Below are 12082 nucleotides of genomic sequence, written 5' to 3'. Positions count from 1 at the left end.
AGGCATCCCAATAGTTCCATTCTTCCATATTTTTTTCGTTTCATATATGGGTTTCAGGTTTACTTACCTTTAAAAAATCATAAGCAATCGATCGCTTGTCGCATGAAAGGGGATAGCCGCATGTCCTGGAAAGAAAAAAAAGAAGTTAAATGGCTCGTAATGACCATTCTTGTGCTGCTTCTCTTTTATTTGCTTAGCTTGAATCGCAGCTGGTTTCAGCCTATTGGCGTTGTTCTAAACGCCGTTTTTTTCCCATTTGCCGTAACCGGTGTGCTTTATTATTTATTCCGTCCGCTTGTGGAATGGCTGGAACGCAGAAAAACACCGCGAAGTATCGCGGTGCTTCTCGTTTTCCTCGTCATCGGCCTGTCTCTTGCCGGAATTATGATGACAGCCGGCCCTTTCTTCCAAAAGCAATTCGTCAGCTTCGTCGCTCAAGTTCCGGAGATGGTCGAGTTTGTGGCGGATGGCATAGAATCGATTCGCAACGAACAGCAGGCTCTGGCCCCTCCGATACGAGATGCCATTCCGAATTTGAGCCAAGAGATCGGCTCAGAGTGGAATCGATATGCCGGTTCGATCGCGAGCAGTATGCTGCGCGTATTCAACTGGATGAGCAACGCTCTCTTCGTACTGGGGCTTGTGCCGTTCATCCTCTTTTACGCGCTCAAGGATGGAGACAAGCTTATTTCGAAGATGATGGGCCTTGCTCCATCCTCCTACCGGGAGCATGTGCCTCCTTTGCTGAAGGATTTGGATGATACACTTTCCTCATTCATAAGAGGCAAGGCCGTTATCAGCCTCGTCGTAGGCAGTCTGCTTCTCGCGGGTTATTCCATTATCGGACTGGAATACGCGCTTGTGCTTGCCGTTATTGGCATGCTGGCGAATATCGTCCCCTTCTTCGGTCCCGTAATCGGCGCTGCGCCTGCTGTACTGGTCGCCCTAATCCAGGACCCTGTAAAAGCATTGTATGTCATACTGGTCACTATCATCATCCAGCAAATCGAAGGCAACTTCATCTCGCCTCAAATTATGGGGAAGACGATGGACATTCATCCAGTGACCGTGATCGTGCTTATTATTGTTGCCGGCAGCCTGTCTGGACTGATTGGCATTCTAATCGTTGTTCCGGTTTACGCCGTTGTGAAGGTATTCATCAAGCATGGGCGACGCATCTTTCATGCATAGGAAAGGGCTGCCTCAGAAGTCGTCTATGACCTCTGGGCAGCCCTTTTTTCAGACCGTTTTTATACAAGCATACGTCGATTGAACAGCCTGGTACTTAGCCTTATAGAAATACAATCATGGAGAGGACGAACATAAAGATAACTCCGGCAATCATAGGAACAGACGTCCTTCTTACAATGGCGATCGGATCTACTTTAACCGTTCCAGCTACGATCAATATAACTGCAGCTACTGGCGAGACAGCCCGGAAGAGATTGCCCGACAGACCAAGCGGAACGGAAATGGCAATTGGGCTAATGCCCGCCGCTACCGCTAATGGCACGATTAGCGGTACCATCGCAAAGATCAGGGCTGTGCCGCTGCCGCTCAAGATAACGATAAGAGCAGTCAACGCTACTAAGATGAGCGGTAAAATAAAGTCAAGGCCATTGCCTTGAATATGCTGCATCGAGGTTTGAAGCTCGTCCACCAAACCAATCGATTTCAGACCCGTTACAAATACGGACGCGGCTACGAGCAATGCCACGATCGGAATAGCTCCGCCCATGCCTTTGAAGAAGGCTTCCGTCTTCTCCAAAACGCTCTTATTGCCTTTATGCCTAATTAATTCACACACAATGGCAAGAATCAGGGATACTAATGTCGCTACCTCTACACTGATACTTATCGATTCACCCGTTGTCATCTGAACCGCATAAACACCTAACAGCAAGATAATAGGGAAGATCGGAAGAATCGCATAGACCGTTTTAAATAGTTTGCCTCCGCTGATTTCAGCGACGGTTGGCGCATCGATGTTCTCTGTTTCATTTGCAGCTTTTGTATTCAGCTTATCTTTTTTATCCATTCGCTTCTGCCAGAAGTAATGCACGACAGCGATAAATACCAACGTCGGAATGGACACAAGAGCATGATAGTTAAACACATAGTTGGTTACGTTCATACCTTCGAACATAGCATGCTTGGCCAATTCCTCAGCAATAGCCACGTTGTCGCTTCCAAGCGGTGTCGGTACAATCGTTGCCGACGTAGCGATTACCGCACCTGCGGTCAAAGCTGTCATGCCCGCTTTTCTCAAGATCGGATACAGAGTGGCAAGCAAAATAATTGCCAGATTGGAAGCACTAGGAATAACCAGGGACAATGCGTTGCCTAACAAGAATACGATAGGCACCAAGATATAGACGGATTTAATTTTTGCGATAGGTTTCGTTAACGCATTAACTGTTACTTCATTGGCTCCGATGGATGACATATAAGCCGTATATCCGCCCAAGATAAGGACGATAAAGCCCGCCGCCCCAAATGTTTGCTTGAACTGCGCGACTATAACTTCAAGCGGATCGAGCCAAAACGATCCCGTGGATACAAATCCTTTAATGGCTATCTCTTTACCCATGCCCATGCTAATGAGAATGAGGATAATACCCATTAAGAAGAGTGTAATTTTGATATCCATTTTTTTAATTAGCATATAAATAACGATTGATACGGCTATAATAGCCGAGGCGTACATGACGATATTAGAATCCATGATGTTATTCCTTCCCTAAGTGGAATGGTTGTCGTTTAATTGCATTTTTTCAAACTTTCCATAAACCATTGCTTGAACATGTGCGGATCCAGATCGACACATACTTTGGCATTGTTAGGCTGTTTCAAATACCCCTTCAAATCCACTACCGTACATCCCGTAGTTAATGATCCGTTCAGTTCCACATCCACAAATGTATCCGCCACTTGGAACATTTCCGGCTGCAACAGGTAAGCTATAGCGCAGCTATCGTACATTTTCAATCCCGTTTTCATGCTGCCGCCTCTGTATTTTTGGAACAATTGATAGATCATTTGGCCCGTCTTATTCATCACTTTCAGCTGCTCACTGTCCTCCGGGTACACCAGAGCTTTCAAGCCAACGTCGAGTCCCACCATGACCACAGGCAGACCGGCTGAGAAGACGATCTTGGCTGCTTCCGGATCGGCGAAAATATTAAATTCGGACATGACGCCCATATTCCCGCGAGTAATGGAGCCGCCCATTAATACAATTTCATCAATCCGCTCTTTCACTTCCGGGTACATCTTAAGCAAGAGCGCAATATTCGTTAGCGGACCGATAGGCACCAAGGTGATAGGCTCTTCGCTCGCCATAATGACGCGGTACATAGCATTTACGGCATGCTCTTTCAGCACAAGATCTTCTGTCGGCTCTTCAAAGTCAAAGCCGTCCATTCCCGTTGATCCGTGAATGTCGCTTGCATCAATAGGGTCCTTGATAAGTGGTCTCTCTGCACCAAGCGCAACCGGAATGTTTTTTCCGAAAAATTGCAGCAAACGCAAAGCGTTAGTCGTTACCTTCTGCAGGCTGACATTGCCGGCAATCGTCGTAATTAAGCGTACGTCCAACTTTTCGCTATAGAGTGCTATGGCAAGCGCAACCGCGTCATCAATCCCTGGGTCCGTATCAATAATGATTGGTCTTGGTTTTGTAGTCATCGTATAATTCCTCCTAAATGAAAATATGAAGTAAGCGATTCCAATGCTTATATAAAACAGCCGCCGGGTTATTACGCCCGGCTCTTCATAAACTCTTCCACTTCTGCTGCAGTTGGCATGCCAGTCTGTGCGCCAAGCTTCGTAGTGGACATAGCTGCAACCGCGTTTCCATAGTAGCAAGCGTCTCTTAGTGGAACACCTTTTGAAAGCGCAAGGGCCAGTCCTCCATTAAACGAATCTCCAGCTCCAGTCGTATCCACTACATCGATCTTGAAAGCAGGAATGCGGATGTCCTTGCCTCCTTCACGAATAGCGACTCCCTGACTCCCCATCGTGACGATGAGCTTGCCGTCCAGTTCTTCTTCATTTCTCCCTTGTCTGAGCAACGTTTGTTCGTGTTCGTTCGGGGTCAAATAATCGACATTATGAATTAATTCGGACGGCAGCTCTTGAATAGGGGCTGGATTAAGAATGACCGTTACACCATTCTCCTTGGCAATCTCAACAGCCTTCTGCACGCCTTCCAGCGGAATCTCCAATTGAACAATGAGAATATCGCTTGTCGCTATTGCATCCCGCTTGGATTCAACGAAATCAGCTGTTACATAATTATTAGCCGCCGGCACAACAATAATACTATTGTCCCCGTCAGCCACAATAATGGTTGCAGTCGCCGTCGAATCTGTAACCGGTTCCACATTGCTTACATCGACACCTTCATTTTTCAGATGCTTCATAATATGCTGGCCAAAATCATCCTTGCCAATGCAACCGATTAGTTGAACATGAGCTCCAAGCCTGGCGGCAGCCACTGCCTGATTAGCTCCTTTGCCTCCAGGATTCATTTGAAAACGATTGCCGAAAAGCGTCTCGCCTACCTTCGGCACCTGGGAAGTAATCGTCACTAAATCCATATTGATGCTGCCTACAACGGTAATTTTGGGTTTCTGCTCCACACCGGTAACTCCTTAAGTTGAATTTCTCTCTATCAGCTCTACATCCAATTTACAGTATGTGTTCTCTATAGGTTGCTGTTCCATAAGACTAATCAACATCTCGGCAGATATTTCCCCCAATTTATAAATGGGCTGCACAATGGTCGTTAGCTCTGGCGTCATAACTGTGGATAGCTTAATTCCGTCAAATCCAATAACGGCAAGCTCTTCGGGCACTTTCTTGCCCAACTGGTGAGCGACTTTAATCGCTCCGATCGCCATAATATCATTGGCGGCAAATATGCCGTCTATTTCAGGGTGCAAGCGCAACAGCTCTGCTGTCGCTTCAATGGATGACTGCATATCGAAGTTGCCATTCACTACATAGCTTTCTCTGAACCACGGCTCGTTAGCCACGACTTCTTTATAGCCTTCATAACGCTCTTCCGCATTGACTACTCCATAGGAACCTCTGATGTGGCCAATGTTTCTGCACCCCTTGCTCTGCAAATAACGCGTAGCCATCATAGCCCCCTTCTTGTTTTCTACCACAATCGTCGGAAGGCCTTTGCTGATTTCTCGGTCAATGCTTACAACAGGAATATTGAGCTCTTCAACCTGCTGAGCAGTAAGCGTATTGGAAGAAACAATAATACCGTTTACATATTTTTGCTTCAGTACATCCAAGTAAGCCTGCTCTTTGTCTCCATTCCCATCGGAGTTGCACAGAATAACGTTATAGCCAAGCTTGATCGCCATATCTTCGACAGCTCGGGCCAGCTCGGTAAAGAATGGGTTCATGATATCAGGAACGATTAAGCCAATCGTATTCGATTGCTTCTTAAACAAGCTTCTCGCCACTTCATTAGGCTTGTAGCTTGTTTCTTTTATGGCCTTTTCAACCTTTTCTCTCGTTCTCTGACCCACATATCCCTTGTCGTTCAGCACTCTCGACACTGTCGCAACAGATACGCCCGCAATTCGTGCAACGTCTTTAATTGAAGTCATGCTCTCACTCCACCCTAATAGGTAACCGGTTACACAATTAATATACACCCCATTAACTCGTTAGTCAATATCTCATATTTTGCCGAAATGGTGTCTGCCGGGATACATTGAGCCGCCAAAAAGACCAGTCCGACAAGCGGCTGGCCTCTTCTTCAATCAAAACGTCATACTGGCTGCTTTCAGTTCCCTCTATACAAGGGGCAAGCGGCTCAGTAGCTTCTATACCTTCGATACCCGTTTCTACAGCAGCAATTCCATCCATTGTTCCTTCGTAATAGCGCCAAAATAGTACGGCAGGTCCAGGCTATCCGTCAGCTCATGCAGCGCTGCCGCATCGTAACGGATGCCCGCAAGGCGTTCCGACACCTCGGTGCTATCGCCCCGTCCAAAGTAATCGCCATAGATCGCCGCTTCCGTAATGATGCCCTCTTCGACTTGCAGACGGACGTCGAACGTGCCGACGCCTTCAATTCGCTTACGCTGCTGCACGTTGAACGAAGGCGAGCGGCCGTAGTTCCATTCCCAGCTGCGGTAGCGTTCATCGGCCAGCTTGCGGACCCTGTCCCAATCCTGTTCAGTCAGTTCGTATACCGGAATCTCTTCCGAGCCTTCAAACAGCGATTGCAGCAGCTTGTGCCGGAATTGCTCCGTCGTCATCGGCTCTGTCAGAAACTCTGAAATATTCGCGACCCGGCTGCGGATTGACTTGGTAGACTTCGACACATACTTCTCGGCATTTACTTTGAGCGCAGACACCACGTTCTCGATCTCGGAATCGAACAGTAGCGTGCCGTGGCTGAACATTTTGCCCTTCGTATGGAACTGCGCGTTGCCGGAGATTTTACGTTCGCCGACCTGCAAGTCATTGCGCCCGGTCAGTTCGGCCTCTACGCCCAACTTGCGCAGCGCGTTGACGACAGGCTCCGTAAACTTCTTGAAGTTATGGAATGAACCTCCGTCATCTTTCATAATAAAGCTGAAATTCAGGTTGCCGAGGTCGTGATAGACCGCTCCGCCTCCCGACAGCCTCCGCACGACATGCAGATTGTTCTCCTTCACATATTCGGCGTTGATTTCTTCAACGGTGTTTTGATTTTTGCCGATAATAATGGACGGCTCATTCATATAGAACAGAAGATAATCGTCTTCGTTCGGCAAGGAGCGAAGAATGTATTCTTCAAGCGCCAGATTAAGCGCCGGATCGGTAATGCCGTTGTTGCTGACGAATCGCATGAGTCGTCCTCCTTCGCGTTGTCGAAGTCATGCTGGCTTGGCCAGTATGATTTCGTTAGGTATGGCCTTAGGGAGATTATACCCGTGAGTGGCGCTCCGGTTCAACCGGGATGGATTTTACCCCGGACGAGGAGTAGAATGGGTAAAAACGGGAGGTGCTGATCTCATATGGAATACCGTCGTTTGGGAAATAGCGGGCTGAAGGTGTCCGCTTTGGGGCTTGGCACGAATGCGTTCGGCAAGCGGTCCGACGAGCGTGCTTCGATCGATATCATTCATAAAGCTTTGGACAGCGGCATTACGTTCATCGACACCGCCAATATTTATGCCGGAACGGAATCCGAGAGAATAATTGGTGTCGCGCTGGAGGGAAGACGGCATGAAGCCGTGCTGACGACAAAAGCGGGCTTGCCCCGTGGCGCAGGCGCATATGAGCGAGGCTCGTCCCGCCGTCATCTGATGAGCGAGCTGGAGGGCAGTCTGCGGAGATTGAAAACCGATTATGTGGATCTGTATCAGATTCATACTTTCGATCCCGAGACGCCGCTGGAGGAGACGCTGCGGACGCTCGACGATATGGTGCGCTCCGGCAAAGTCCGGTATGTCGGCGCATCCAACTACTACGCCTGGGAGCTTATGAAAGCACTTGGCATCAGCGACAAACTGGGACTGAATGCGTATGTGTCCATGCAGACGAGCTACTCACTGGCAGACCGGACGCCCGAGCGCGAGCTGATTCCGTTATGCCTCGATCAAGGACTCGGCATTATTCCTTACTTCCCACTGGCAGGCGGCATACTGACGGGCAAATACGCTACGGCGCAAGATGCGCCAGCGGGCTCGCGCGCGGATACCGATCCCGGCTTCAAGCGGTTCATGGAAGAGAGGAACCTGACGCTTGCGCGTCAGGTGAATGAGCTTGCGGCAGAGCTGGGCACTACGGCAAGTACGCTGTCGCTCGCTTGGCTGATGGCTCGCCCTGCCGTCTCGACGATCATCGTTGGAGCAACGCGCGTCAGCCAGCTTCGCGACAATCTCGCCAGCGTAGACCTTAAACTGAGCGCGGAGACGCTTGCCCGGTTGGACGAGATCAGCGAACCATTCAGGCAAGGCGAGCCGTTCGCCGTATACCGGCTGTCTTAGTCCAGATGACCGATTAGTCCAACTGCCCGTCGCTGAAGCTGGACTCAACAGCGTGCTCCGTGACGACCGTCACGCGGCTTGCCGAGATGATAAGCTCATTCATGTCCTGCAAGCCGCTGCCTGTGTATAGCAAAGCGCGCAGCTCGAATCCATTGCCGCTCACATCCAGCTCCTCGTAAAGCCAGTTGTTATCGAGCAACGAGCTAAGCGATTCATAATGGGTCACTCCTTCGAACCGAAGGAATAGGTGATCATGACCAAGCATCGAGCCGCTGCCATCCAGCAGCAGCTCGATGCTTTTTTCATCTGCGCTGATCGTTTCTGCGATAATCTTGGCATCATGGAGCCGATGAATCATGCTGCGCTCTTCAGGCAGCTCAGATTCGACTTCCTTGTAGCGCGCCCAGTACAGATCCCGCGCCTCATCCCACTCTCGTTGAAGCTCTTGCTTCCATGCTTCGGCTTTCCTCCGAAATTCAGGGGACGGCATGTCTATTCCCGTCAAGTCACCTTCGCCGCGCTGAATAGCTTCCTGCAGCTCCTGCGGCATATAACGGGTAATAATGGGCTCCAGATAGGTATAGAAGGCCATGGATTCCGCCTCGTAATCCCTATCATTCTCCACATACCATAGCCTGTCGGCTGCATAGTCCTCTTCACTCTCATGAAAGACGAGAAAACCTCGAATCTGCATCTTCCGGTACAGCTCTGCCGTGAAGTATTTCATCCTATTCCCTATCGGCTGGATAGATAATGCCCAGTTGCCTTCTGGCCTCGTCCATAATCTCCATCGTAATGAGAGACACCTCATGCGTGTTCACCGACGACTCTCTCTTTCCTTCTTTCAATAAGCGGATAAATTCATCCAGCTCGTAAAACATCGTATGTTCCACAGTCTGCCTAGACAAATCTTCAACCTTCCCATCCCTTGTATGAAGCTCGATGCGTACCGGCTCGCTAATTTTATTAATAACCAGATTGCCGTCCTCGCCATGAATCTCATTCGGCAGTGTCGAGCTCGTAATCTTGGAATGCATCATCACCGCATCCATAGAGTCGTAGCCCAGAATGATGCTGCCTTCTCCATCTACGCCGGTAGACAGCTTGTAGCCATCCGCCTTAACCGTACGGGGTCTGCCGAACAGAGCAACAGCGGGATAGATGCAATAAATGCCGATGTCCATCAGAGAGCCATTCGACAGCTCCGGCTTGAACGCATTCAGCACTTCGCCGGACTTATAGGAATCATAGCGGGAGGAATATTGGCAGAAGCTCGCAAAATAACGCCGCACCGGTCCGATTCGCTCCAGATTGTCACGTATAGCGCCAAAACCCGGCATAAGCGTCGACTTTACCGCCTCCATCAGCAGCGTTCCTGTCCGATTCGCGGTATCGATCATCTCTTTCAACTCGCGGACATTGGACGCCGCAGGCTTCTCGCACAAGACGTGAATACCGCGATTCATCGCGGCAATCGCATGTGGAGCATGAAAGCTGTTAGGGCTGGCGATATAGACGGCATCAATCTCCCCGCTCGTGAACATAGCGTCCAGATCAGTGAATCGATGTTTAATCCCATGTTTATCTGCGAATGCCGCGGCTGTCTCTTCCGTGCGGGAGTAGACGGCAGTCAGGTTGAATTGGTCGTGCAGCTTAGCCGCTGCCAGGAATCTTTCTGTAATCCAGTTTGTTCCGATAAGGCCGAATCGTATCATATTGAACAGCTCCTTCTCATTTTGACAAAAACATATGTTCTATATTATATTGGGCGAGAGCAACAGAGATATCCAACAGGAGGTAGAGTATTGGACACATTGATCTTGCTTATACCAGGTCTGATCGTATTTATTATCTTTCTACTTGTATACGGGACACAGGCAAAGCCGAAGAACGGCATCCTGTTCGGCCTTAAGCTGACTGAAGCCGCGCTTCAGGATGAACGCATCGCCGCGCTCCAGAACCAATTCCGCCAAGCGTACCGCTGGTATGCCGTCGCAGCTCTGCTGGGACTGGCTCCTTTGCTATGGCTGGGTTCCTACTTTTCGCTATCCTTCATTTACTTCTTCTTATGGATCGCAGGTGTCATTTACACCTCCACCGTACCATTTAAAGGCATCCATCACAAGGCCGTCGCGCTGAAACGGGATGAGGGGTGGTTCGTCGGTAAGAAACGCTACATAACCGTTGAAAAGGACATTAACCGGCTGGCCGCCATGAAGCCTTGGTCGCCCTATTGGTTCGCATTGCCTGCTGTTCTGAGCATTCCGCTGATCGCCCTATCCATCTCGCATGACAACCCCTTATTGCGCTTGACCGGTTTTGCCTCTCTAGTCATGACCGGCGTCTTGCTGCTGCTTTCGCTCAGCTTCACTCACGGCAAGCCGCGGGCCTACAGCCGAAATCCGGTAGCGACTAACGCCATTCATCATGCTGCGAGACGCTACTGGTCGATCTTTTGGCTGCTGCTGGCCGTGTTCGAGGTCTTCAACGCGTTTATCGCCTACAACGTTCTGTCCGAAGGCACGATGATCCATATCAATCTATGGATGGGCGGCATCGCGATGGTCTCGCTTGTCCCTCTACTTGGCATCTATTACGTGCACAACCGTGTCAAGGAACTGGAATACCGCTTCGGCAGCACCGATGGCAAGGGCTACTATGCAGAAGATGATGACCTGCATTGGCGTCATGGCTTGTCCTACTATAATCCACAGAATAAATCCGTGATGGTTCCTAAGCGAGTCGGCACAGGCTCAACGGTCAATCTGGCTACCAAAGGCGGCAAGCGAATTTATTACGGAAGCTTCATATTCGCGGCCCTCGTCATTCTGCCCGTAACGTTTATGATGATCCGAGCGGATTCTTCTCCGCCTGAATTGCGCATTAGTGACCAAGGGACCGTATCGATCAAAAACACCGAATATGCCTATAGCTTTGAGCTTGATGATATCAAAGAGCTGACGCTTGAGGATGCTGTGCCGACAGGCTTCCGCACAAACGGCATCGCGACATCCGCTTTTGCAAGGGGCAACTTCAAACTTGCCGAGCTTGGACCTGCCAAGCTGTACATATTCAAAAAAACACCGCCGTACATCATGATGAAGCTCGATGATCTGGTTGTCATCTACAATGACGAAGAGCCGGTTAAGACCAGAGCCCTCTATGCAGAGTTAAAGAAACAGACGGGCCTGTAATGGGCTCTTCTTGCCTCCACATGAAGCTGGCTGTCCCTTGGGGGCGGCCAGCTTTTATGATTCCCCACTTGCAACCACTGTGTGGGGTTATCGACTGACCGTTACTCAAATCCGGTTACTCAAATCCGTCTTCCAGCAATTCTTTCATCATTCGGTCCCGATTGTTCAGAAACTGCTTGGTAATAACATAGTGCTCCGTCTCCTCCCAGGTCGTCGTTCTGATCCCATCCGCAGTTAATTCATATATAACGGAATCCGGATAAGCCATCACGATTGGTGAATGAGTCGCAATAATAAACTGGGAGTTATCCTGAATCAGATCATGCATGCGAGCGACCAGCGCCATCTGTCTGGATGGTGACAGCGCCGCTTCGGGCTCATCGAGAATATACAACCCGTTCCCGCCGAAACGATGCAGAAAGGTCGAGAAAAACGACTCTCCATGCGATTGCTGATGAAGCGACTTTCCGCCGTAAGAAGATATGACGGACGGCCCCCTCCCCTCGCGATCCATCTCGTCAATGTTTGTCGCCAAATTGTAATAGCTCTCCGCACGGAAGAAGAAGCCGTCTCTCGGTCGGCTTGCTCCACGCACCGGCTTCAGGTACTCGTGAAGCTCCGAATGCGTAGGTTCTGTTTGGAAGGTGAAATTGACCGTGCCGCCCTCTGCATTAAAACCTAGCGCTACGGCGATCGCCTCCATTAACGTAGACTTTCCTGAGCCGTTTTCACCTACCAAGTAGGTTACTTTCGGATGAAACTCCAGCTCATCCAGCTCTCGCACAGCATTCAAATTGAACGGATATTGACGGAAAGAAGGTACGCTATCCCGAAGCAGCGCAATTTTGCGCAGAAACCCGCTTCTATCATGAATGGACATGT

General features: G+C 49.7%; 11 protein-coding genes. 3 read left to right on the top strand and 8 right to left on the bottom strand.

Going from position 1 to position 12082, the window contains the following annotated elements; all coding sequences use genetic code 11:
• Window positions 1-120: 120 nt before the first annotated feature.
• Entirely contained in the window at window positions 121-1191 is a 1071-nt protein-coding gene (locus DX130_RS20640; protein ID WP_165861386.1) for an AI-2E family transporter, read from the top strand.
• Between the two features lie 100 nt (window positions 1192-1291).
• Here the strand turns inward: DX130_RS20640 and dcuC are convergent, their stop codons facing one another.
• The 5 genes from dcuC to DX130_RS20615 all read right to left on the bottom strand — a co-directional run bounded on the left by dcuC (window position 1292) and on the right by DX130_RS20615 (window position 6863).
• Window positions 1292-2725, bottom strand: a complete 1434-nt coding sequence (gene dcuC / locus DX130_RS20635; protein WP_116048621.1) for a C4-dicarboxylate transporter DcuC — start codon at window positions 2723-2725, stop codon at window positions 1292-1294.
• A 35-nt stretch (window positions 2726-2760) separates the two neighbouring features.
• The gene (gene rihC / locus DX130_RS20630) at window positions 2761-3687 is read right to left on the bottom strand and encodes a ribonucleoside hydrolase RihC (RefSeq protein WP_116048619.1); all 927 of its coding nucleotides are present in this window, start codon (window positions 3685-3687) and stop codon (window positions 2761-2763) included.
• Window positions 3688-3758: 71 nt separating this feature from the next.
• Window positions 3759-4643 (bottom strand): ribokinase, encoded by an 885-nt coding sequence (gene rbsK, locus DX130_RS20625; RefSeq protein ID WP_116048618.1) that lies wholly within the window; start codon window positions 4641-4643, stop codon window positions 3759-3761.
• Window positions 4644-4655: 12 nt separating this feature from the next.
• Window positions 4656-5630, bottom strand: coding sequence for a LacI family DNA-binding transcriptional regulator (locus DX130_RS20620; protein WP_116048616.1), 975 nt, complete (start codon window positions 5628-5630; stop codon window positions 4656-4658).
• A 240-nt stretch (window positions 5631-5870) separates the two neighbouring features.
• The gene (locus tag DX130_RS20615; RefSeq protein WP_116048615.1) at window positions 5871-6863 is read right to left on the bottom strand and encodes a lipoate--protein ligase; all 993 of its coding nucleotides are present in this window, start codon (window positions 6861-6863) and stop codon (window positions 5871-5873) included.
• A 168-nt stretch (window positions 6864-7031) separates the two neighbouring features.
• Between DX130_RS20615 and DX130_RS20610 the strand changes: the two genes are divergently transcribed.
• Entirely contained in the window at window positions 7032-8006 is a 975-nt protein-coding gene (locus tag DX130_RS20610) for an aldo/keto reductase (protein WP_116048613.1), read from the top strand.
• A 13-nt stretch (window positions 8007-8019) separates the two neighbouring features.
• Here the strand turns inward: DX130_RS20610 and DX130_RS20605 are convergent, their stop codons facing one another.
• Window positions 8020-8733 (bottom strand): DUF4085 family protein, encoded by a 714-nt coding sequence (locus DX130_RS20605; protein ID WP_165861385.1) that lies wholly within the window; start codon window positions 8731-8733, stop codon window positions 8020-8022.
• 1 nt (window position 8734) lies between these two features.
• On the bottom strand, window positions 8735-9721 hold the full coding sequence (locus tag DX130_RS20600; RefSeq protein ID WP_116048610.1) for a Gfo/Idh/MocA family protein: 987 nt from the start codon (window positions 9719-9721) through the stop codon (window positions 8735-8737).
• Window positions 9722-9811: 90 nt separating this feature from the next.
• Between DX130_RS20600 and DX130_RS20595 the strand changes: the two genes are divergently transcribed.
• Window positions 9812-11200, top strand: a complete 1389-nt coding sequence (locus tag DX130_RS20595) for a DUF5808 domain-containing protein (protein ID WP_116048608.1) — start codon at window positions 9812-9814, stop codon at window positions 11198-11200.
• A 115-nt stretch (window positions 11201-11315) separates the two neighbouring features.
• On the opposite strand, the gene DX130_RS20590 is transcribed toward DX130_RS20595, so the two are convergent.
• On the bottom strand, window positions 11316-12080 hold the full coding sequence (locus DX130_RS20590; RefSeq protein WP_116048607.1) for an AAA family ATPase: 765 nt from the start codon (window positions 12078-12080) through the stop codon (window positions 11316-11318).
• Window positions 12081-12082 lie beyond the last annotated feature (2 nt).

It is taken from the genome of Paenibacillus paeoniae, assembly GCF_003388735.1.
In the GTDB taxonomy this organism is placed as follows: Bacteria; Bacillota; Bacilli; order Paenibacillales; family Paenibacillaceae; genus Pristimantibacillus; species Pristimantibacillus paeoniae.
This window is presented reverse-complemented; position numbering and strand designations above follow the sequence as displayed.

Coding starts and splice junctions, on each gene's coding strand:
- DX130_RS20640 (WP_165861386.1), top strand. CDS start 121: ATGTCCTGGAAAGAAAAAAAAGAAGTTAAATGGCTCGTAATGACCATT.
- dcuC (WP_116048621.1), bottom strand. CDS start 2,725: ATGGATTCTAATATCGTCATGTACGCCTCGGCTATTATAGCCGTATCA.
- rihC (WP_116048619.1), bottom strand. CDS start 3,687: ATGACTACAAAACCAAGACCAATCATTATTGATACGGACCCAGGGATT.
- DX130_RS20620 (WP_116048616.1), bottom strand. CDS start 5,630: ATGACTTCAATTAAAGACGTTGCACGAATTGCGGGCGTATCTGTTGCG.
- DX130_RS20615 (WP_116048615.1), bottom strand. CDS start 6,863: ATGCGATTCGTCAGCAACAACGGCATTACCGATCCGGCGCTTAATCTG.
- DX130_RS20610 (WP_116048613.1), top strand. CDS start 7,032: ATGGAATACCGTCGTTTGGGAAATAGCGGGCTGAAGGTGTCCGCTTTG.
- DX130_RS20605 (WP_165861385.1), bottom strand. CDS start 8,733: ATGAAATACTTCACGGCAGAGCTGTACCGGAAGATGCAGATTCGAGGT.
- DX130_RS20600 (WP_116048610.1), bottom strand. CDS start 9,721: ATGATACGATTCGGCCTTATCGGAACAAACTGGATTACAGAAAGATTC.
- DX130_RS20590 (WP_116048607.1), bottom strand. CDS start 12,080: ATGTCCATTCATGATAGAAGCGGGTTTCTGCGCAAAATTGCGCTGCTT.